The sequence below is a fragment of the Mycobacterium sp. 4D054 genome (assembly GCF_052245755.1).
In the GTDB taxonomy this organism is placed as follows: domain Bacteria; phylum Actinomycetota; class Actinomycetes; order Mycobacteriales; family Mycobacteriaceae; genus Mycobacterium.
In genome coordinates this window covers 21,891-43,546 of record NZ_JBQQCF010000034.1, presented here as the reverse complement: position 1 = coordinate 43,546, position 21,656 = coordinate 21,891, and the positions used below count along the sequence as shown (strand labels likewise).

Here is a 21,656-nt window from a genome sequence, read left to right as displayed (position 1 = left end):
CTCCGTTCCAACCAACGAGTCCGTGTCAACCAACGACCAGGTTCCTGGGGACCCTGGAGGACCAGCTGGGCGCGGCGGTGTGCGACACCGTCGCCGCACCACTGCGATCGATCGACGCCAACCTGGAGCCGGTGGCGGATCTCTGCCTGTCGGCGGTGAAGGCGGGAGGTAAACGGCTGCGTCCCCGGTTCATGTTCTGGGCGTGGCGGGCGGCCGGCCCGCCCGCCACCGGTCTCCCGCCGCTGGTGCACCTGGCCGCGGCGGTCGAACTGCTCCATGCCGCGGTGCTGGTTCACGACGACGTCATCGACGACTCCGACGTGCGGCGCGGACAGCCGTCGGTGCGCGCGGCGCTGGCCTCCCGGCACCGCGCCGACGACGGCACGGGTGATGCGCGTCTGTTCGGCGACCACATGGCACTGCTTGTCGGCGACCTGCTGTGGTCGGCGGCGCACGACTCCGTCGCCTGCGCGGTCAGCTTGCTCGGCACCGACGCGCGCCGCCGCGTCAGGCAGACCTTCGGCGCAATGCGGGTCGAGGTGGTCGCCGGCCAACTCCTCGAGCTCCAGGCCCAGGCCGCGCGTGACTACTCCTGGGCCGCGGCCGGGAAGATCCAGCGGTACAAGACCAGCAGCTACACCGTGGAGCGGCCGATGCAGCTGGGGCTCGCGCTCGCCGGGACTGCGACCCCAGCGATTGAGGCCCACCTGAAGAAGTTCGCCCGCGCGGTAGGGCAGGCTTTTCAGCTGCGCGACGACCTGACCGATGTGTTCAGCACAACGGCCGCAAGTGGCAAGCGGGTCGGCGACGACATCCGCGGCGGAAAACCTACCGAGTTGCTGGGCACCGCTCTGGAACTGGCGAGCGCACCGGACCGGCGCACCCTGACCGGCATCGTCGGCGACGCGGACGCCGACGACGCCGCGATCGCCGAGGCCCGGCGCGTCCTGGTGGGCTCGGGGGCGGTCGATCGAATCCGGGGTCGCGTCACCGAACTCGTGGTTATCGCGAACGAGGCGATCGAGGAGTTGAATTCCCGCACCGATGCCGCGGTGTGCGCGGGCCTGACCGCGATGCTCACCGAATGCACCGACCTGTCGTTCCTGCCGCCCGGGGTCTGACCGGGCGTCACCGCGCGGCGGTCACTCCTGTTCGAGTGCGGCGGCGACGTCGTCGGGGATGTCGATGTTGGTGTAGACGTCCTGGACGTCGTCACTGTCTTCGAGGGCGTCGACGAGCTTGAGCACCTTGCGGGCGGCCTCGACGTCGACCGGAACACTGACCGAAGGCTGGAAGGTCGCCTCGGCCGACTCATAATCGATGCCCGCGTCCTGCAGCGCAGTGCGTACCGCGACCAGATCGGTTGGCTCCGAGATGATCTCGAAGCTGTCGCCGAGGTCGTTGACATCTTCGGCACCGGCGTCGAGCACCGCGGCCAGCACGTCGTCCTCGGTCAGCCCGTTCTTGTCGAGGGTCACCACGCCCTTACGGGTGAACAGGTAGGACACCGAACCCGGGTCGGCCATGCTGCCGCCGTTACGCGTCATCGCCACCCGCACCTCGCCGGCGGCGCGGTTGCGGTTGTCGGTCAGGCACTCCACCAGCACGGCCACGCCGTTGGGTCCGTAACCCTCGTAGGTGATGGTCTGCCAGTCGGCGCCGCCGGCTTCCTCGCCCGCGCCCCGCTTGCGGGCACGTTCGATGTTGTCGTTGGGCACCGAGTTCTTCTTCGCCTTCTGAATGGCGTCATACAGTGTCGGGTTGCCGGCGGGATCTCCGCCGCCGGTGCGCGCCGCGACCTCGATGTTCTTGATCAGCTTGGCGAAGTTCTTACCGCGACGCGCATCGATCACGGCTTTCTTGTGCTTGGTGGTGGCCCACTTCGAATGGCCGCTCATAGAGGTGCTACTTCCTTCGAGTTCTACTGGTCAATGTCACGTCGTCAGTCCGATCGACCAGTCTACGTGGGTGTTCGGGTGAACCGAACCCACTCACCCCAGGTCTTCGAGGATGTAGCGCTGCAGATTCGGCGCCACCGCCGCGATGAGCGCATCATCGTCCATCGATGCGATCGGCTCGATGCGCCATACATAGCGCATCATCGCCAGCCCCATGATCTGCGAAGAGATCAGGCCGCTACGGAACAGTCGGTCGGCGTCGTCGGCACCTAATTCTGAGACACCCATCAGACTCCGCTGCACCACCAGGCGCAGCTTTTCCCGGGTGGCCGCCTCATGTGCCGCGGTCTGCAGGATCGCATGCAGCACGGGGCCGATCTCGCAGTCGGCCCAGGCACTGAGCATCAGCCGCACCAGGGCGGCCCCCAGTTGGGGAGCCGGCGTGGCCCACGTCGCGGCGACGCTATCCAACCACTGCTGAGGTGGGTCGGTAGCGGCGTCGAGCAGCGCTTCCTTCGACCCGAAGTAGTGGTACACCAGCGCCGGGTCGACCTCGGCGGCCCGGGCCACCGCGCGCACCGTCGTTCCTGCGTAGCCGGTGGCGGCGAACGCCGCGCGGGCGGCGACGAGGATTCGCCGCGACAGCACACCGCGTTCGTCCCGGGGGCCGGACGGGATCTTGGGCACGAGTTTCATCGTAGCGTGAAATTCATGTTGTGGTGAAACTAGTCTCAACGTAGCGTGAGACTATGCCCAGCGTCGATCGCCCCCTCAACGGCCCGCAGGACACCGGCCGCACATACCGCAACCTGAGCCGGCCGCGGTTCGGAATCGCCCACCGCATAAACCAACGGGTCGGCATGCGCGACGGCGTCGACCTGCTCGCCGATGTGCACCACCCCGATTCGGTGGGACGATTCCCGGCGCTGATCGCCGCGTCGCCGTATCCGCGGCAGATTCAGGACCTGGGCGCCCCCGCGGGCTTCATCGAAGCCGGGGCGACGTACTTCTGGGTCTCCCGCGGATACGTCCATGTCATCGCCAACCTGCGCGGCACCGGCGGATCCGGCGGCACCTTCGGCTTCATGGACGCCCAGGAGCGCCGCGACCTCTTCGACCTCGTCGAGTGGACAGCCGCCCAACCGTGGTGCGACGGCAACGTCGGCATGATCGGGATCAGCTACTTCGCGATGGCCCAGCTGGAGGCCGCCGTGGAGCGGCCACCGCACCTGAAAGCCATCTTCCCGATCGCGGCCACCGCCGACCTCTACGAAGCCGCATCACACCATGGGCTGACGAGTTCGTCGTTCGTCACGCCGTTCTTGTCGATGATGGGACTGACCGCCGGCCGCAGCGACGCTTTCTGGCGGCGCAATCCGGCCCTCGCCGTCGCCCGCCGCATCCTGAACACGCCGCGGTTACATCGCAGGTTGGCCACGATGAACGGGGAAGCCGCCGTGACGATGATGCGTCGGCTGCTCCAACTCCCCCACAATCCACACCCGTGGGACGACCTCTGGCTCGATGCCATGGTCCGGCATCCCCTGCGCGACCAGTGGTGGCAGGAACGCAACCTGTTGCCGCTGCTGGACCGCGTCGACATCCCGGTCTATCTCGGCTGCGACTGGGAGAACGTCCCGCTGCATCTGCCCTCGACCTTCACCGCATGGAAGGCGTTATCGGCCAACCCGAATGTGCGGATGGCGATGCTTGGTCAATTCGGGCTCACCTGGCCGTGGGAAAGCCTGCACCGCGAGGCACTGGCCTGGTACGACCACTGGCTCAAGGGCGCCGACACCGGCATCATGGACGGCCCGCCGGTGCGCTACGTCCTGCCGGGCGCCGACACCTGGCTCGCCAGCGCGAACTGGCCACCGGCCGCCACTGCGCTGCACTGGGCGCTACGCGCCGACGGCACCCTCGGCGCCGATGAGGGCGAACCCGGAGCACGCGAATACCTGACCCTCGGTGGCGGGCTCAACCGAGTGAAGGCCAGCCCGATCGACCCGCCGCCGACGCTGAGCTGGACTTCCGCCCCGCTCGAGCGCGACCTCGACCTCGTCGGCGACATCGAGTTGCGGCTGCAGGCCTCGGCCACCGCCGCGGACACCGCCTGGATCGCGACGCTGCGCGACGTCGGACCCGATGATCAGATCATCGAGGTGACGGCGGGCTGGCTTCGGGCCAGCCTGCGCACCGTCGACGCGGCTGCCAGCACCGACGGCGCCCCGGTGCTGCCCTGTGACACCGCCGTGGCCGTACCGGTCGGCGATACCGTGACCTACCGAATCCCGTTGGTGCCCAATGCCCGCCGCTTCCGAGCCGGCCATCGGGTGCAGCTCACCCTGACCAGCGACGATCAGGATCCCCGCACTCCGGCGATCATGGGCTTCCGGCACGCGTCGGTCGGAACCAGCAGCCTGAACACGGTTCGGTCCGACTCCCAGCTGATTCTTCCAATACTTGCCGACGCTGTTAGCTGAGCCACACTCGCTGGCCGAGTAACTTACTCCGCAGTAAGGTAACCAGGCATGACGTTCTCCCTGGAACTGCCGCCGGACTTGGTGGATGTGCAGAAGTGGGTTCACGAGTTTGCTGCCGACGTGGTCCGGCCCGCGGCCGCGGAGTGGGACGAGCGCGAAGAGACCCCATGGCCGATCATCCAAGAGGCTGCCAAGATCGGTCTCTACTCCACGGAGTTCTTCGCCGAGCAGGCCGCCGAACCCAGCGGTCTGGGCATGATCGTTGCGTTCGAGGAGATGTTCTGGGGTGATGCCGGCATCGCGCTGGCCATCCTGGGCACCGGCCTGGCCGCGGCGTCGGTCGCCGCCAACGGCACCCCCGAGCAGGTCGGCGAATGGGTGCCACAGATGTTCGGCTCCGTCGACGATCCCAAGGTTGCCGCGTTCTGTTCATCCGAACCCAACGCCGGCTCCGATGTCGGGTCGATCCTGACGCGCGCCCGCTACGACGAGGCCACCGACGAATGGGTTCTCAACGGCACCAAGACCTGGGCCACCAACGGCGGCATCGCCAACGTCCACGTCGTGGTCGCCTCCGTGCACCCGGAGCTGGGCACGCGCGGTCAGGCGTCGTTCATCATCCCCCCGGACACGCCAGGTCTGAGCCAGGGCCAGAAGTTCCTCAAGCACGGCATACGCGCCTCCCACACCGCCGAGGTGGTCCTCGAAGACGTGCGCATCCCGGGCCGCCTGATCGTCGGCGGCAAGGAGAAGTTCGATGCGCGGATCGCCAAGGTCCGCGAGGGCAAGAGGGCCGCCGGGCAGGCCGCGCTGGCCACTTTCGAGCGCACCCGACCCACCGTCGGCGCGATGGCGGTCGGGGTGGCACGCGCCGCATACGAGTACGCCCGCGACTACGCCTGCGAGCGTGAGCAATTCGGCCGCAAGATCGGTGAGTTCCAGGCCGTCGCGTTCAAGCTCGCCGACATGAAGGCACGCATCGACGCCGCCCGGCTGCTGGTCTACCGCGCCGGCTGGATGGCCCGCAACGGCAAGGAGTTCACCTCCGCCGAAGGGTCGATGGCCAAGCTGGTGGCCAGCGAGACCGCGGTGTACGTGACCGACGAGGCGATCCAGATCCTCGGCGGCAACGGCTACACCCGCGAGTACCCCGTCGAGCGCATGCACCGCGACGCGAAGATCTTCACGATCTTCGAGGGCACCAGCGAGATCCAGCGACTGGTGATGGCCCGCGCCCTCACCGGCCTGCCCCTGCGCTAGCGCGAACCGGCGGCGTCGCTACAGGGAGGCGACGAAGAGTTTGTGGACGCGGCGGTCGCCGGTCACCTCGGGGTGGAACGCCGTGGCCATCGTGCGTCCCTGCCGCACCGCGACGGGATGGCCCGCCGCGCTCGCCAGCACCTCGACGCCTGCGCCGACCCGCTCGACCCACGGCGCGCGGATGAACACCGCGTGCACCGAACCGTCCAGACCCTCGAAGTCGACGTCCTCTTCGAAGGAGTCGACCTGCCGCCCGAAAGCGTTGCGGCGCACCGTCATATCGATGGCGCCCAGCGGCAGCGCCTGCCGTCCGGGCACCCCGGCGTTGGCGATGTCGCTGGCCAGCAGGATCATCCCCGCGCACGACCCGTAGGCGGGCATCCCGTCGGCGAGCCTGGCGCGCAGCGGCTCCAGCAGCTCGAACTCGCGCAGGAGATGACTCATCGCAGTGGACTCCCCGCCCGGGATCACCAGCGCGTCCACCGCGTCGAGCTCGGCGCGCCGACGGACGGTGCGGGCCTGCGCCCCGGCTTCCTCCAGTGCGGCCAGGTGCTCCCGGGTGTCACCCTGCAGCGCGAGCACCCCGACCTGGGGAGCGCTCACCCTCGGCCCGGGGTGAAGTCGCGGGTGTAGCGGGTCAACCCCTCCTGCATCACGGCGGCGACCATCTCGCCGTACCGGTTGTAGATCTTGCCCTGGGTGAGCGCGCGCCCACCGCACGCCGACGGCGAGGACTGGTCGTAGAGCAGCCACTCGTCGGCCCGGAATGCCCGCATGAACCACATCGCGTGGTCCAGCGAGGCCACCATCAGGTGAGCACGCTCCTCGATGTGATTGACCTGCGCCGATCCCAGCAGCGTGAGATCGCTCATGTAGGCCAGCGCGCAGATGTGCAGCACGTGGTCGTCGGGCAGCGGGTCGCGATGCCGGAACCACACCTGCTGCTGAGAGGCCTTGCCTTCCCGCACCCCCAGCCGGTCGCGCGGCACGATCCGCACATCCCATTCGTCGAACTGCCGGAAGCTGGCGTCGTCGAACACCTTGCTGCTGGACTTGAAATCAGGGATGTCGTCCGGCGGCGGCGCGAACGGCATGGCGTCCTGGTGTTCGATGCCGCTCTGGTCGGTCTGGAACGACGCCGACATCGAGAAGATGGTCTCGCCGTGCTGGATCGCGCTCACCCGCCGGGTGCAGAACGACCCGCCGTCGCGGATGCGCTCGACGATGTACACCGACGGCGCGCGCGCGTCGCCGGGCCGCAGGAAGTAGCCGTGCAGCGAGTGCACCTGGAACTTCGGGTCGACGGTCCGCACCGCGGAGACCAGCGACTGCCCGGCCACGTGACCGCCGAAGGTGCGCTGCAGGAAGCCGGATTCGGGACTGAAGACACCGCCGCGATAGATGTTGACCTCGAGCTGCTCCAGATCGAGGATTTCTTCAATCGCCACTTACCAGCCGCGCTCGGCCAGGCGGTGCGGCACCGGGATGTCGTCGACGTTGATGCCGACCATCGCCTCACCCAGACCGCGCGACACCTTGGCCAGCACGTCAGGATCGTCGTAGAACGTGGTGGCCTTGACGATCGCCGCCGCGCGCTCGGCCGGGTTGCCGGACTTGAAGATGCCCGACCCGACGAACACGCCCTCGGCGCCGAGCTGCATCATCATCGCCGCATCGGCCGGGGTCGCGATGCCGCCGGCGGTGAACAGCGTCACCGGCAGCTTGCCGGCCCGCGCCACCTCGACCACCAGATCGTAGGGGGCCTGCAATTCCTTTGCCGCCACATATAATTCGTCCTCCGACAGCGAGGTCAACCGGCGGATCTCGCCGCCGATCTTGCGCATGTGGGTGGTGGCGTTGGACACATCGCCGGTGCCGGCCTCACCCTTGGAGCGGATCATCGCCGCCCCCTCGGTGATCCGCCGCAGCGCCTCGCCGAGGTTGGTCGCCCCGCACACGAACGGCACGGTGAACTTCCACTTGTCGATGTGGTTGGTGTAGTCGGCCGGGGTCAGCACCTCGGACTCGTCGACGTAGTCGACCCCGAGGCTCTGCAGGATCTGAGCTTCGACGAAATGCCCGATCCGCGCCTTGGCCATCACCGGGATGGTGACCGCGTCGATGATGCCCTCGATCATGTCGGGGTCGCTCATCCGCGACACCCCGCCCTGGGCCCGGATGTCGGCGGGAACCCGCTCTAGCGCCATCACCGCGACCGCGCCGGCGCCCTCGGCGATACGCGCCTGCTCCGGGGTCACGACGTCCATGATCACGCCGCCCTTGAGCATCTCGGCCATACCGCGCTTGACCCGCGCGGTTCCCCGGGTGGGAGTCCCGAGCCCTTCGCCGGACATTTCGGATTCCACTGCTTTCTCCTTCAATCGCTACTGATCCAGTCTAGGTGTGGCCGCAAATCGATTCGATCCGCGCGGACATGAGCAGCGATACAACTCAGGTCAGCGGATGGACCGCAGGGGGCCGTCCCCCGGCGCACCCGGTGCGTCGGCCAGCGCGTTCGCCTCGTCCAGAAGCTCACCCAGCTGCAAGGGGTACACGGTCTCCCCGTTGGCGACCAGCTTGTCGATCATTGTCGCATCGCACCAGCGGTGACCGTGAATGTAGGTGCGCTCCAGCCCGGACCGGCCCGCGTCCGACGGCTCGAACCGTGTGGTGCGGTGCACGAAGTACATCTCTTCGCTGCGGATCACCGACCCGTTGAAGTCGATCACCGCGTCGCGGCGCCACACCGGGCCGGCGATGACGTCAGGCGCCACCAGCAGTCCGGTCTCCTCGTGCAGTTCCCGCACCGCGGCCTGCGCCAGCGACTCCCCCACCTGGGCTGCACCGCCGATGGTGAACCACCACCGCGGCGGGGGCCCGTCCCCGCCCGCGGCGGCGGGATCGGATCCGCACAGCAGCAGCACCGCACCGTGCTCGTCGAGCAACACCACCCGCGCCGAGGTCCGTCTGCTCACCGGCGCAGGCTCGCGGGCCGACCGCTCGCCACCCTCGGCGATCTCGAAATAGGTTGGCAGCGAAGCGGTTCCACCCAGGCGCAGCGTGCGCACCAGAGGGCGCTCCCGCAGGGCGAGGGTGTCGCGCACCGCATCGTTGTGGAAGCGGCGGGCCAGCACGACGCGCGCCTCGGCGTCGGCGAGTTCGGCCACCAGCGGCAACGGCAGCGACGCGGGGTTCACCCGCGCCAGGGCCGCCGACAGCTCGTTCTCGACGGCTTCCCGGGCTTGGCGGGGAGCCCGCTCGGCGGCGTCCGCCAGCGCGGCGAGCCGCTTGCCCTCGGGTCCCCCGCCGTGCGCCTCGACGGCCACCGCGCGGGCTACCACGGCCCGGCGGGCCAACGCCCCGTCGAGTGCCTCCCACGACAGGTCGTAGCGCACGTGCAGCCGATCCAACCGGTTCGCCGTCTGATAGGCCCAGCCGACGATCAACAGGATCAGCGCGACCAGCACCGCGACCAGCACCGCGGTCACCCACGGGATCACGAGGCGACCTGGATCTTCACCCCGGCCCCGGCGACGGTCTCGTACACCCGCACGATCTGGCGCGCCACCACCGACCAGTCGTACCGCTGCACCGCCTGCGTCGCGTTGTCGACGTAACGCGCTCGCGCGGCGTCGTCCGACAGCATCTCGATCAGCCCGTCGGCCAGGGCGGCCGGGTCATCGACAGCCACCAGTCGGCCGGCCTGGCCGTCGACCAGCACCCGCCGGAACGCGTCGAGACTACTGGCCACCACCGCGGTGCCGGCGGCCATCGCCTCCACCAGCACGATGCCGAAGCTCTCCCCGCCGGTGTGGGGCGCGCAGTACACGTCAGCGCTGCGCATGGCCGACGCCTTCTCCGCGTCGTCGACCTGCCCGAGGAACCGCAGGTGACGGGCCAACGGTCCCGCCTGCGCGCGCAGCTCGTCCTCATCGCCGCGGCCGACCACCAGGATCTCTACGTCCTCGAACCGGGCCACCAACTCCGGCAGCGCTGCGAGCAGCACCGCCATGCCCTTGCGGGGTTCGTCGAACCGACCCAGGAACAGCACGGTGCGGCCCGGCCGCGGATACCCGGACAGCGGGGGCGCCGAGGCGAAGGAGGCCACGTCGACCCCGTTGGGGATCTCGACGGCGTCGCTGCCCAGCGCTTCCATCTGCCAGCGCCGTGCCAGATCCGACACCGCGATCCGGCCGACGATCTTCTCGTGCATCGGCCGCAGGATCGGTTCGAACACCGACAATGTCAGAGACTTCGTCGTCGACGTGTGGAAGGTCGCCACGATCGGGCCCTCGGCGATGTTCAGCGCGAGCATCGACAGGCTGGGGGCGTTCGGTTCATGCAGGTGCAACACATCGAAGTCGCCCTGCTGCAGCCACTTCTTGACCTTGCGGTGGGTGGCTGGGCCGAACCGCAGCCGCGCCACCGAGCCGTTGTACGGGATCGGTACGGCCCGGCCTCCGGACACCACGAAATCCGGCAGCGAGTCCCCCGCCTCCGGCGACGCGGGCGCCAGCACACTGACCTCATGGCCGCTGCCGCGCAGCACCTCCGCCAGCTGCAGCACGTGCGACTGCACCCCGCCGGGCACGTCGAACGAGTACGGGCACACCATCCCGATCCGCATCAGCATCGTCGCTTCTTGGCGCAAGCGCTCACGGGGAAGCCTCCAGGCGGGCCCTGCGCTCGTCGGACAGGTCGGCCAGCCACTGCGGCTGCATCATGTGCCAGTCCTCAGGGTGGGCGGCGATGTTCTTCGCGAACCGGTCGGCCAGGGCCTGAGTGATCGCGATGACGTCCCCCGAGGACGTGTCCAGTTCCGGGTAGACCTGCATGCCCCAGTCGTCCGGCTCGAACCAGCAGTGCACCGGAAACAGCGCCGCACCGGTCGCCAGCGCGAGTTTGGCCGGGCCCGCGGGAAGCCTGCTCGGCTCGCCGAAGAAGTCGACCGGGACGCCGGTGCGCGTCATGTCGCGGTCGGCCATCAGGCACACCACACCGTTGTCGCGCAGCCGGTCCCGCAGCACGTCGAACGGCGGCCGCTCACCTCCGGACAGCGGCACCACCTCAAACCCGAGGCGTTCCCGGTAGGCCAGGAACCGGTGATACAGCGACTCCGGTTTGAGCCGTTCGGCGACCGTCGCGAAGGTGCCGTGGTGCTGGACCAGCCACACCCCGGCCATGTCCCAGTTGCCGCTGTGCGGCAACGCCAGCACGGCCCCGCGGCCGGCCTCCAGTGCCGACCACAGCAGCTCGACGTCGTTGACGTGCAGGCGCCGGGCCAGATCCTCGTGGTCCATCGCGGGCAGCCGGAACGCCTCGCGCCAGTACCGGGCGTAGGACCCCAGCGAGGCGCGCACCAGGTCAGCGGGCACGTCGTCGGGCGGCGCGCCGACCACCCGGGCCAGGTTCCTGCGAAGCTGCTCGGGCCCGCCATTGCGCGACGCCCACCAGGCTCCGGCATCGAAGGTGTTGCGCGCCAACACCTCCGGGGCCGCACGCACCAGACGCCAGCCCGCGGCGTACCCCCAGTCGGTCAGGTGGCCACTCCATGTCGACGGCACCGACAACAGGCGCCCGATGCCGTGTCCCGACCCGACCGGGTGCTCCGTCATTGGTCGGTGGCCTCCGGTGTGTCGCCGGCTTCGGGCACCGGGAGCGGATCCATCGCCGCCGCGGAGGTCCGCACGCTGTGCAACCGTTGCCCCACCGTCACCACGCTGGTCACCGCCAGCACCCACATCGCCACATCGAGCAACCAGGGCAGCGGGAAGAACGGCAGATCCGACAGTCCGGCGCCGACGAGCACGATGACCAGCCGCTCGGGCCGTTCGATCAAACCGCCGTCGCCGGACAGCCCGCTGGCCTCCGCACGGGCCTTAATGTAGGAGATGACCTGCGATGAGACCAGGCAGATCATCGTCGCGACCACCAGGTGCGTGCTGTGCAACCCGAATGCGGCCCACCACAACAGACCGCAGAACACCGCGCCGTCGCTGATGCGGTCGCAGGTGGCGTCCAGCACCGCCCCGAAGCGGGTGCCGCCGCCGCGCAACCGGGCCATCGCGCCGTCGAGCATGTCGGCGAGCACAAAGAACGAGACCGCGACCGCGCCCCACCACAGCTGCCCGATCGGGAACAGGGTCAGCGCGGCAAGTACCGAGCCTGCGGTACCCAGGATCGTGACGCTGTCGGGCGTCAGTCCCAGCTTGAGGGCCCCCTTGGCCACCGGCCGCGACAACTTGGCGTAGGCGGCGCGGGTCATCAGGTAGAAGTCGCTCACTGCTGCCTGTCCCACTCGGTGGCCAGCAACTTGCGGGTGTCGCGCAGCAGCTGTGGGATCACCTTGGAATCGCCGATCACGGTGATGAAATTGGCGTCCCCGCCCCAGCGCGGCACGACATGCATGTGCAGGTGTTCGGACAGCGATCCGCCCGCCGAAGTGCCGAGGTTCAGGCCGACGTTGAAACCGTGCGGGCGCGACACCGCCTTCATCACGCGGATGGCCTTCTGGGTGAACGCCATGAGCTCGGCGCTCTCGTCGTCGGTCAGGTTCTCCAGTTCGGCCACCCGCCGGTACGGCACCACCATCAGGTGACCCGGGTTGTACGGGTACAGGTTGAGCACCGCGTACACCAGTTCCCCGCGAGCGACCACCAATCCGTCCTCGTCGGACATGGTCGGGATGTCGGTGAACGGCTCCGCCGACGACGCCGATCCGGGTTTGACCGCGTCGACGATGTAGGTCATCCGGTGCGGCGTCCACAGCCGCTGCAGACGGTCCGGGTCCCCGACGCCGCGGTCTACGATCGTGTCCTCGGGATCCACGTCACCCCTCGCCCGCTTCAGCATTGACCTCGACGAGTTGGGCTGTGGGCGTGGCATTCTCGCGCCGACGCACCCAATCGACAATGGTCTCGACCGCTCGGTCCCGCGGCACCCCGTTGATCTGGGTGCGGTCCCCGAACCGGAAGGACACCGCGTCGGCCTCGACGTCGCGGTCGCCCGCGAGCAGCATGAACGGCACTTTTTGGTTGGTGTGGTTGACGATCTTCTTGGCCATCCGGTCGTCGCTGGTGTCGACCTCGGCGCGGATGCCGTTCGCGCGCAGCCGGGCTGCCACGTCCTGCAGGTACGGGATGTGGTCGTCGGCGACCGGGATGCCGACCACCTGCACCGGCGCCAGCCAGGCCGGGAAGGCTCCGGCGTAGTGCTCGGTGAGCACGCCGAAGAACCGCTCGATCGATCCGAACAGCGCCCGGTGGATGAGCACCGGGCGCTGACGGGAACCGTCGGGGCTGGTGTATTCCAGCTCGAAACGGTCGGGCATGTTGAAGTCGAGCTGGATGGTCGACATCTGCCAGCTACGGCCCAGTGCGTCACGCACCTGCACCGAGATTTTGGGGCCGTAGAACGCCGCGCCACCCGGATCCGGCACCAGCTGCAGCCCTGAGGATTCGGCCACTTCACGCAGGGTTTCGGTGGCTTCTTCCCAGATCTCGTCGGAGCCGACGAACTTGTCCGGATCCTTGGTCGAAAGCTCCAGGTAGAAGTCGTCGAGACCGTAGTCGGCCAGCAGATCCAGGACGAACTGCAACAGCCGGGCGAGCTCGTCGCGCATCTCCTCGCGGGTGCAGTAGATGTGCGCGTCGTCCTGGGTCATGCCCCGCACCCGCGTGAGCCCGTGGACCACACCGGACTTCTCGTAGCGGTACACGCTGCCGAACTCGAAGAGCCGCAACGGAAGTTCCCGATAGGAGCGCCCCCGCGACCGGTAGATCAGATGGTGCATGGGGCAGTTCATCGGCTTCAGGTAGTAGTCCTGACCGGGTTTGCGCACCGTGCCGTCGTCGTTGTACTCGGCGTCGATGTGCATGGGCGGGAACATGCCGTCGGCGTACCACTCGAGGTGCCCGGAGGTGATGTAGAGCTGTTCCTTGGTGATGTGCGGCGTATTGACGAACTCGTAGCCGGCCTCGATGTGCTTGCGGCGCGAGTACTCCTCCAGTTCACGGCGCACCACACCGCCCTTGGGGTGGAAAACCGGCAGACCCGAACCCAATTCGTCGGGGAAGCTGAACAGGTCCAGCTCGACGCCGAGCTTGCGGTGGTCACGCTTCTGAGCTTCCTCGATCAGCTCGAGATGGCGGTCGAGCGCTTCCTGGGACTCCCAAGCAGTCCCGTAGATGCGCTGCAGGCTGGCGTTGTTCTGATCACCGCGCCAGTAGGCCGCCGAGCTGCGGGTCAGCTTGAACGCCGGGATGTAGCGGGTGGTAGGAATGTGCGGACCGCGGCACAGGTCGCCCCAAACCCGTTCCCGGGTACGGGGATTGAGGTTGTCGTAGGCGGTCAGCTCGTCGCCACCGACTTCCATGACCTCCGGGTCGTCGGCGCCGGACTTGTCGTCGATCAACTCGAGCTTGTAGGGCTCCGCGGCGAGCTCTTCGCGGGCCTGGTCAATGGATTCGAACACCCGGCGCTCGAACAGCTGACCGTCCTTGACTATCTTGCGCATCTTTTTCTCGAGCGCCTCAAGATGCTCCGGGGTGAACGGCTCGGCGACGTCGAAGTCGTAGTAGAAGCCGTCGGTGATCGGCGGGCCGATGCCGAGCTTGGCGTCGGGAAACATGTCCTGCACCGCCTGGGCCAGCACATGGGCGGCCGAGTGCCGGATCACGCTGCGGCCGGCCTCGGTGTCGGCGGCCACAGCGATCACCTCGACGTCGGCGTCGGGAACCCAGGACAGGTCGCGCAGCCGGCCCTCGGGATCTTGAACCACGACGACGGCGTCGGGCGCCCCCCGGGACGGTAGGCCCGCGTCACGCACCGCCTGCCCGGCGGTCGTCCCGGCAGCCACCCGGATCGAGGCTGCGGGGGCGGGGCGGGCGGGGGCGCTCATCGCTGGGCTCTCCAAACTCTCAGGTGCGGGTCGTGGATCGATCGCGACCATGCTATCGGTGCTGGGCCTCAGCTCCCGATACCAATAGGGCTCTTGAGCCACGGGTAGTCCATCCCGACCAATCCGCCGGCGAAACCGAGCGCCCCCAGCAACCACAGCGTGCCCACCACCACCGCGAAGGTGAAGAGCGCGCCGAGCGCTTGAACCCAAAGGCCCTGACGTTTGAACCAGTCCATCGCGGCGTCGTAGCGGGAGCGTGCAAATTTCAGCAGGCGATGTGCCCACTCGAACTCGGTGGCCAGGATCACCAGGCCCAGGAAGACGATGGCCCAGCCTGGGCCGGGGTACGGAATCGCCAGGATTCCGACGGCGAGCACCAGGAGCCCGACCACACCGACCGCGATGCGGTAGGCGAGATCGAGGCCCCGGCGGTCCCGCAGCCGGTCTCTCCAGCGCGCCCACCTGCGGGTGAGTCCGCGTACCCCGCCGCGCTCGCTCACGGCTGCCCGGGTTTCAACGTGACGAACAGAGAATGGGCGTCGGCCAGCACGTCGTCACCGTCGAGAAGCCTGCCCGACACGAAGATCTTCCGGTCGACAATGTCGTCGATCCGGGCCTCGACCTGGAGCTCGGCGCCGATCAGCGCGATCTTGCGGTAGTCCACGTGCAGGAAGGCGGTGCGCTGGGCCTTGTTGCCGCTGAGTTTGAACGCGGTGAACCCCAGCAGGGAATCGAACAGGTGGGCCACCGCGCCGCCGTGCGCGGCGCCGTTGCGGCCCAGGTGGTAGCGACGGAACCGGGCGGTGCCGGCGACGCGGCCGTCCTCGGTCAGGTGCAGGTCGATCGGCGGGCTGAGAATGTTGCCGCGGTTGGGCAGGTCCATCCGCCGGCCGGACGGCGACGACCATTCGTCGGCGTCGTACGGCGCCAGCAGCGCCGAGACCTTCTCGATCAGGTCGGCGGCCTCAGTGATCACCGCGTCGGGCGCGTCCGCAGCGCGGGCATGGTCCTGCAGTGTGCGGACCGCTTCGACGAACCGCCCGTAGTCCGGGCCGCCGCGGTTGGTGGGTTCGGGCGGGTTGAACCCGCCACCGACGCGGGCGTCGAAACCAGTACCGACGCGGGCGTCGAAACCAGTACCGACGTGGGCGTCGGCAGCTTTGTTGGTGCTCACCCGCTCACCGTATTGGTTGCTCAACTCGCGGCGGCGCCGGCGTTGCTCAGTGTCTCGAACTCGGTGTCGGTCAGCTCGATCTGCGCGGCCGCCACGTTCTCCTCCAGATGGGCGACCTTCGAGGTTCCCGGGATGGGCAGCATCACCGGCGAACGCTTGAGCAGCCAGGCCAGCGCCAGCTGCGACGGGGAGCACCCATGGTCGGCCGCGATCCGCTGCAGCGGGCCGTCGGCAGCCGCCAGCGGACCCGCGGCCAGCGGAAACCACGGGATGAACGCGATGGCCTCGGCCTCGCACACATCGAGCACGGGCTCCGAGTCGCGCATCGTGAGGTTGTACTTGTTCTGTACGGACACGATCACGGTGACCCGGCGCGCCGCGGCGAGCTGGTCGGTGTCGACCTCAGACAAGCCGATGTGCCGGATCTTGCCCTCCTTCTGGAGCTCCGCCAGCTCACCGACCTGGTCTTCGGCGGGGAACTTCGGGTCGATGCGGTGCAGCTGGAACAGGTCGATGGTGTCGACCCCCAGCCGGCGCAGACTCATCTCGCATTCTTGCCGCAGGTAGGCCGGAAACCCTAGCGGCTCCCACACGTCCGGCGCGGTCCGCAACAGGCCCGCCTTGGTCGCGATGACGACACCGTCGTAGGGGTGCAGCGCTTCGTGGATGAGGTCCTCGGAGATGTACGGGCCGTAGGAGTCCGCGGTGTCGATGAAGTCGACGCCGAGTTCGACCGCCCGGCGCAGTACCCGCAGGCATTCGTCGCGGTCGGCGGGCGGGCCCCACACGCCGGGACCGGTGAGGCGCATAGCGCCGAAGTCGAGTCGGTTGACAGTCAGGTCGCCGCCGAGGGTGAAGGTCGGTGCGTTCGCGGCAGTCACCGCTCCGACGGTACGCGGGCGATGACAAGCTGACATGGTGAGACTGACCGACCTGGCCGCCAAGGCGCTGACTTATCCGGAGGTGGGGGCGACCGCCTCGGACATGCCCGGCGGCTACCACCATCTGCACAAGTCGTCGGTGATCGGACGCGGCCGTGACCGGTTCGAGCGGGCCGCCGCCGAAGGCATGCGCTGGGGGATGCTGCGCGGGGCGGGGCTGCGGGTGGAGGCCACGGCGCCGGTGGCAACCGTCGGCGCCGAGGTGCTGGTGCATCTGGGACCGGTGGTCGCCCCGTGCCGGGTCGTCTACGTCGTCGACGAGCCCGATCGTCGCGGTTTCGCCTACGGCACGCTGCCCGGCCACGCCGAGTCTGGAGAGGAACTCTTCCTCGTGCGCTACGACCCCGCCACCGATCTCGTGCACGCGGAGGTGACCGCGTTCTCCCGGCACGCGACATGGTGGAGTCGGTTGGCTTCCCCGGTGACCTCGCTGGTGCAGCGGGTGGTCACCAACCGGTACCTGCGGGCGCTTTGACCGAGTGCCTCCGATTTCGCTGGCAGCGCGCTGCCCGGAACGGAAAGGCTGCCGGACGGGCGCCGGCCTGGCCTTCCGGTATGACGGCTACCGCGCCAAACGGTCACAATAGCGACATTCCGCATGCCCGCACCGACCGTCGGGCTCGGCGGTAGCCTTAAGAGCCATATTGACGCGTGAGTATCGGACGGTGAGGGATGAGCGATCCAGCTGCCATGGAGGCTGCGCACCTGCGTGTGGCCGAGCTGGTGCAGGGCCTGCACAACAGGCCCGACACCGACTCAGAGACCGTGGTCGCCGAACTGGCCGAACTCGCCGCCGCGGAGATCCCGGGTGCTCAGTACGCCGGAATCACGTTGACTCGCAACGCGAAACAGATCGAAACCCCGGCAGCGACCCACCATTGGCCGCTGCTGCTGGACAAGATCCAGCAGCGTCATCTGGAAGGGCCGTGTCTGACCGCGGCATGGGACGAAAAGACCGTCCACGTCCGCGATCTGGAGACCGACGAGCGCTTCCCGAACTATCGGCGTGATGCGCTGGCCGAGACACCTGTCCGGTCGATCATGGCGTTCCAGCTGTTCATCGCCGGGGAGACGTTGGGTGCGCTCAACATCTACTCCGAGAGTGGCGGGGCTTTCACGGACGAGTCACGCACTCTGGGACTGATCTTCGCCGCACACTCCTCGGTGGCATGGAACTCCGCGCGCCGCGAAGAACAGTTCCGCCGGGCGCTGTCCAGTCGCGACGTGATCGGCCAGGCCAAGGGCATGATCATGGAGCGCTACCGCGTGGACGCCGTTCAGGCGTTCGAGCTGTTGCGCAAGTTGTCTCAGGACAGCAACGTCCCGCTGATCAAGGTCGCCACGAACCTGGTCGCCGACGCACAGACTTCGGAATCCTGAGGCAGCCGCGAGCTCTGCGGTTCAATTCAGTTCGGGGGCAGGTCGGTACGGCTGCCGGCCTCCAAGGCCCGGGGCGCACGTGTGATACGCCAGCGCCCGAAGCGAGCCGGGCCGCCCGCACTCCCGGTGGCGGGAGGACGGGCGGCCAGGCCACCTGCGGCGTCGTTACTGGGTGTCCCACCGGTCACGTCGGTCACCGACCGGCGCGGTACCCGTGACCAATGCCCGCGGGATCTCGGCGTTTACCGGAGCGGCAGCCGAATCACCCTGCGTCGCCGACCAGTCCGTGCCCACGCAGAGCAGGTCCGACGGCGTGGGTAGCTCACTCGGCAACGGCACCGGCAGACCCGGGATCGACGGGAAACTCAGCGACGGCGGCGCCACCAGATTCGACAGGCTCGTCGCGGCGAGTGGGGTGAACGGGTCGGCCGGCGCGGGGACACCCACACTGACCGATCCGGCACCACCGGGCGCCGGGGCGGGCGGCGGCGGCAGGATGCCGGCGACCGAGGACGTGGCGTCCTGAACCGAGCGGATCACTCCGGGCGGCGTCAGCAGATCTTCGAGCGCCACCGAGCTGCCGGGTGTTCCGGGGATCGGCGACCTCGGCGTGCCGGTATTGACGCTGGTGGATCCTCCCGGAGCGGGCGGTAGAACCGGGTTGTTGCCGGGAACCGGTCCGCCGACAGACGTTCCGGGTGTGCCGGGTGACGTCGGCGTACCCGCGTTGACCGGGCTGCCGGTCGACGCGGGCGGCACCGGCGGAGTCCCCGGTGTCGCGCCGGGCACCGTCGTGATCGCGGGCGTGCCGGGACCACCCGGCGCCGGCGGGGTCACCACACCGGCAGGCACCGCACCCCCGCCACCGGGAACGCCCGGCACCGGCGGGGCCACCACACCGGCAGGCACCGCACCCCCACCACCGGGAGCACCCGGCACCGGCGGGGTTGCGACGCCGGCCTCGCCGAAGATCGGCGCACCGGGTGCGGGCGGAGCCGGCGGCGCGACAGCCGCGGCAGCCGCATCAATCGGAGCACCGCCACCCGGGCCACCCGCGCCCGCACCGACAGCTCCCCCGGCACCCTCAACCGGAGCACCGCCACCCGGGCCACCCGCGCCCGCACCGACAGCTCCCCCGGCACCCTCAACCGGAGCACCGCCACCCGGGCCACCCGCGCCCGCACTGACAGCTCCCCCGGCACCCTCAACCGGAGCACCGCCACCGGGGCCACCCGCAGCGATGGCACCGGCGTCACCGAAAACCGGTGCGGCAGGTGGCGCCGGGGGCGCCACCGCTGCGGCGGCCGCATCGATCGGTGCGCCGGACGGGCCCGGAGCGGGCGGCGTCACGACACCCGCCTCGCCACCGGCAGGCACACCCGGCACACCGGGAGCGGGAGGTGTCGCAACACCGGCCTCCCCCACCACCGGAGCACCCGGAACACCCGGAGCGGGCGGCGTCACGACACCCGCCTCACCTCCAGCGGGCACACCCGGCACACCCGGCGCCGGCGGTGTGGCCACGTCGAGCGACGAAATCACCGGTGCACCAGGCACTCCCGGCGCCGGAGGCGTCGCAACACTCACCTCACCACCAGCAGGCACACCCGGCACACCCGGCGCCGGAGGCGTCGCCACCCCGGCCTCGCTGACCACCGGCGCACCCGGCACACCCGGAGCCGGAGGCGTCGCAACACTCACCTCACCACCAGCAGGCACACCCGGCACACCCGGAGCCGGAGGCGTCGCCACCCCGGCCTCGCTGACCACCGGCGCACCCGGCACACCCGGAGCCGGAGGCGTCGCAACACTCACCTCACCACCAGCAGGCACACCCGGCACACCCGGAGCCGGAGGTGTCACCACGCTCGACGACGCCTCGATCGGCACGCCGGGAACGCCGGGTGCCGGCGGCGTCGCCACCTCGAGCGAGGAGTGCACCGGTGTGCCAGGCACACCCGGGGCCGGAGGAGCCGCCACATTCACTTCGCCACCGGCAGGCCCACCCGGAACACCCGGAGCCGGCGGCGACGCCACCTCGACCGACGAGCCCGCCGGAGTAGCGGGTGCCGGAGGGGCAGGCGGCGAGAAGGTCTCCACCGTGCCGGACGACGGTGTGCCCGGGGCCGGCGGAGCGGGCGGTGAGAACGTCTCGACCGTGCTGACGGTCGGAGTCCCGGGCGCACCCGGAGCCGGAGGCGTCACCACACCAGCCTCATCACCCACCGGCGCACCCGGCGCACCCGGCGCCGGAGGCGCCACCACACCAGCCTCATCACCCACCGGAGCACCCGGCGCACCCGGCGCCGGAGGCGCCACCACACCAGCCTCATCACCCACCGGAGCACCCGGCGCACCCGGCGCCGGAGGCGTCACCACACCGGCCTCATCACCCACCGGAGCACCCGGCGCAGGCGGAGCCGGAGGCGCCACCACACCAGCGTGATCGCCGATGGGAGCCCCGGGAGCGGGCGGACCCGGGGGCGCTACCACACCGGCCTCATCACCCACCGGAGCACCCGGCGCAGGCGGAGCCGGAGGTGCCGCCACACCGGAAGCCCCGGCGATCGGGGCGCCCGGAGCCGGCGGAGCCGGAGGGGGCACCGCGCCCGACGCGCCCTCGACCGGGGTGCCCGCCGCCGGAGGACCGGCCTCGCCGGCCGCCGCTGCGATCGGCGCACCGCCGCCCGGGCCGCCGGCACCGCCGACCGCCCCACCGGAAGCACCCTCGAGTGCCGCGCCGCCACCGGGGCCACCACCGGGCACGCCGGCTGCGGCCGGGGCAGGCAAACCCGGGGCCGGGACTGCGCCGGCCTCACCGAAGACCGGCGCGCCGGGAGCCGGGGCCGGCGGAAGAGCCGCACCAGCGGGCACCGCGCCAGGTCCGCCCGGGGCGGGCAGGGCCGGCGGAAGAGCCGCACCGGCGGGCACCGCGCCAGGTCCGCCCGGGGCGGGCGGAAGCGGAGGCAGGGCCGCGCCGCCGTCGCCGACGACGGGCAGGCCGGGAACCGGCGGAACCGGTGGAGCCGGATTGGCGACGGGTACACCTGCCGGGGCACCAGGAACCGGAGGAAGCGGCGGGGTACCGCCTGCGGTCGATGTCACCGTCGGGGTTCCCGGAATGGGGGGCGCCGGCGGGGTCGCACCCGAAGCCGGGGTCACCACCGATCCGGGCGGCGTACCCGGAACAGGCGGTGTCCCAGCGCTTGTCGAGCCCACCGCCGGAGCGCCCGGCACAGGCGGGGACGGCGGTGTCGCACCCGCGGCCGGTCGCAGCACCGAGGCCGGCGGTGTCGGGGGCGACGGCGGCGTACCGATCGACGACGAGGAGCTGGCCGGGGGCACGACGACCGGCGGAGCCGGCTGGCCCGGGTTGGTGAACGATCGCGCGGTGTCCGTCAGAGCCTGCGGGATGTCACCCGGACGAGAAACGATCTGCTGGAGGATGCCCACGCACGGAACGCCGCCCCGGGTGGGGTTCGCGTTTGCCGATGGGCCCAGCAGCGGGGCGCTCAAGAACAATCCCGCGCTGCCCATCATGACAACGACGATGCTCTTTTTCGTCCGAGACATGTGCCCCCAGTCCTTCTGCGTCCGTGCCGTGCGAATTACATCCGCGTA

General features: G+C 69.7%; 20 protein-coding genes. 5 read left to right on the top strand and 15 right to left on the bottom strand.

Annotation, left to right across the window (positions count from 1 at the left end):
- Window positions 1-77: 77 nt before the first annotated feature.
- Complete coding sequence (locus tag ACTWP6_RS21680; protein WP_260751953.1) at window positions 78-1,121, top strand: polyprenyl synthetase family protein; 1,044 nt, start codon at window positions 78-80, stop codon at window positions 1,119-1,121.
- Window positions 1,122-1,142: 21 nt separating this feature from the next.
- Here ACTWP6_RS21680 and ACTWP6_RS21675 read toward each other — a convergent pair whose 3' ends face one another.
- Both ACTWP6_RS21675 and ACTWP6_RS21670 read right to left on the bottom strand, forming a co-directional pair.
- Window positions 1,143-1,898, bottom strand: coding sequence for a YebC/PmpR family DNA-binding transcriptional regulator (locus ACTWP6_RS21675; protein WP_260751952.1), 756 nt, complete (start codon window positions 1,896-1,898; stop codon window positions 1,143-1,145).
- Window positions 1,899-1,991: 93 nt separating this feature from the next.
- On the bottom strand, window positions 1,992-2,594 hold the full coding sequence (locus ACTWP6_RS21670) for a TetR/AcrR family transcriptional regulator (protein ID WP_260751951.1): 603 nt from the start codon (window positions 2,592-2,594) through the stop codon (window positions 1,992-1,994).
- Between the two features lie 53 nt (window positions 2,595-2,647).
- Between ACTWP6_RS21670 and ACTWP6_RS21665 the strand changes: the two genes are divergently transcribed.
- Together ACTWP6_RS21665 and ACTWP6_RS21660 are read left to right on the top strand one after the other, a co-directional pair.
- Window positions 2,648-4,381, top strand: coding sequence for a CocE/NonD family hydrolase (locus ACTWP6_RS21665; RefSeq protein WP_443188727.1), 1,734 nt, complete (start codon window positions 2,648-2,650; stop codon window positions 4,379-4,381).
- Window positions 4,382-4,429: 48 nt separating this feature from the next.
- Window positions 4,430-5,641 (top strand): acyl-CoA dehydrogenase family protein, encoded by a 1,212-nt coding sequence (locus tag ACTWP6_RS21660; RefSeq protein WP_260751949.1) that lies wholly within the window; start codon window positions 4,430-4,432, stop codon window positions 5,639-5,641.
- 18 nt (window positions 5,642-5,659) lie between these two features.
- Here ACTWP6_RS21660 and pdxT read toward each other — a convergent pair whose 3' ends face one another.
- The 12 genes from pdxT to ACTWP6_RS21600 form a co-directional block, all read right to left on the bottom strand.
- Window positions 5,660-6,244: a pyridoxal 5'-phosphate synthase glutaminase subunit PdxT gene (gene pdxT / locus ACTWP6_RS21655; RefSeq protein WP_260751947.1), complete on the bottom strand. Its 585-nt coding sequence runs from the start codon at window positions 6,242-6,244 to the stop codon at window positions 5,660-5,662.
- Entirely contained in the window at window positions 6,241-7,089 is an 849-nt protein-coding gene (gene tesB / locus ACTWP6_RS21650) for an acyl-CoA thioesterase II (RefSeq protein ID WP_260751946.1), read from the bottom strand. The genes pdxT and tesB overlap by 4 nt, the downstream gene beginning before the upstream one ends.
- Window positions 7,090-7,995: a pyridoxal 5'-phosphate synthase lyase subunit PdxS gene (pdxS, locus tag ACTWP6_RS21645; protein ID WP_260758081.1), complete on the bottom strand. Its 906-nt coding sequence runs from the start codon at window positions 7,993-7,995 to the stop codon at window positions 7,090-7,092.
- Window positions 7,996-8,097: 102 nt separating this feature from the next.
- Complete coding sequence (locus tag ACTWP6_RS21640) at window positions 8,098-9,141, bottom strand: NUDIX hydrolase (RefSeq protein ID WP_443188726.1); 1,044 nt, start codon at window positions 9,139-9,141, stop codon at window positions 8,098-8,100.
- Window positions 9,138-10,268 carry a glycosyltransferase family 4 protein gene (locus ACTWP6_RS21635; protein ID WP_443188735.1) on the bottom strand — a complete coding sequence of 377 codons (1,131 nt, stop codon included), beginning with the start codon at window positions 10,266-10,268 and terminating at the stop codon, window positions 9,138-9,140. Before ACTWP6_RS21635 ends, ACTWP6_RS21640 begins: the two co-directional genes overlap by 4 nt.
- 28 nt (window positions 10,269-10,296) lie before the next feature.
- A complete protein-coding gene (locus ACTWP6_RS21630; protein ID WP_443188725.1) occupies window positions 10,297-11,256 on the bottom strand; it encodes a phosphatidylinositol mannoside acyltransferase in 960 nt (319 codons plus the stop codon).
- A complete protein-coding gene (gene pgsA / locus ACTWP6_RS21625; RefSeq protein ID WP_443188724.1) occupies window positions 11,253-11,924 on the bottom strand; it encodes a phosphatidylinositol phosphate synthase in 672 nt (223 codons plus the stop codon). Before pgsA ends, ACTWP6_RS21630 begins: the two co-directional genes overlap by 4 nt.
- A complete protein-coding gene (locus ACTWP6_RS21620; RefSeq protein ID WP_443188723.1) occupies window positions 11,921-12,493 on the bottom strand; it encodes an HIT family protein in 573 nt (190 codons plus the stop codon). Before ACTWP6_RS21620 ends, pgsA begins: the two co-directional genes overlap by 4 nt.
- Window positions 12,471-14,540, bottom strand: a complete 2,070-nt coding sequence (gene thrS, locus ACTWP6_RS21615) for a threonine--tRNA ligase (protein ID WP_443188722.1) — start codon at window positions 14,538-14,540, stop codon at window positions 12,471-12,473. The genes ACTWP6_RS21620 and thrS overlap by 23 nt, the downstream gene beginning before the upstream one ends.
- 68 nt (window positions 14,541-14,608) lie before the next feature.
- Entirely contained in the window at window positions 14,609-15,040 is a 432-nt protein-coding gene (locus ACTWP6_RS21610; RefSeq protein ID WP_260751938.1) for a TIGR02611 family protein, read from the bottom strand.
- Entirely contained in the window at window positions 15,037-15,714 is a 678-nt protein-coding gene (locus tag ACTWP6_RS21605; RefSeq protein WP_443188721.1) for a PaaI family thioesterase, read from the bottom strand. The genes ACTWP6_RS21610 and ACTWP6_RS21605 overlap by 4 nt, the downstream gene beginning before the upstream one ends.
- Window positions 15,715-15,734: 20 nt before the next feature.
- The gene (locus ACTWP6_RS21600; RefSeq protein ID WP_443188720.1) at window positions 15,735-16,631 is read right to left on the bottom strand and encodes an aldo/keto reductase; all 897 of its coding nucleotides are present in this window, start codon (window positions 16,629-16,631) and stop codon (window positions 15,735-15,737) included.
- Window position 16,632: 1 nt separating this feature from the next.
- Between ACTWP6_RS21600 and ACTWP6_RS21595 the strand changes: the two genes are divergently transcribed.
- Complete coding sequence (locus tag ACTWP6_RS21595; protein WP_443188719.1) at window positions 16,633-17,130, top strand: DUF1990 family protein; 498 nt, start codon at window positions 16,633-16,635, stop codon at window positions 17,128-17,130.
- A 197-nt stretch (window positions 17,131-17,327) separates the two neighbouring features.
- Window positions 17,328-18,035, top strand: a complete 708-nt coding sequence (locus tag ACTWP6_RS21590) for a GAF and ANTAR domain-containing protein (RefSeq protein WP_443188718.1) — start codon at window positions 17,328-17,330, stop codon at window positions 18,033-18,035.
- Between the two features lie 165 nt (window positions 18,036-18,200).
- Here ACTWP6_RS21590 and ACTWP6_RS21585 read toward each other — a convergent pair whose 3' ends face one another.
- A complete protein-coding gene (locus ACTWP6_RS21585) occupies window positions 18,201-21,608 on the bottom strand; it encodes a hypothetical protein (RefSeq protein ID WP_443188717.1) in 3,408 nt (1,135 codons plus the stop codon).
- Window positions 21,609-21,656: the final 48 nt, after the last annotated feature.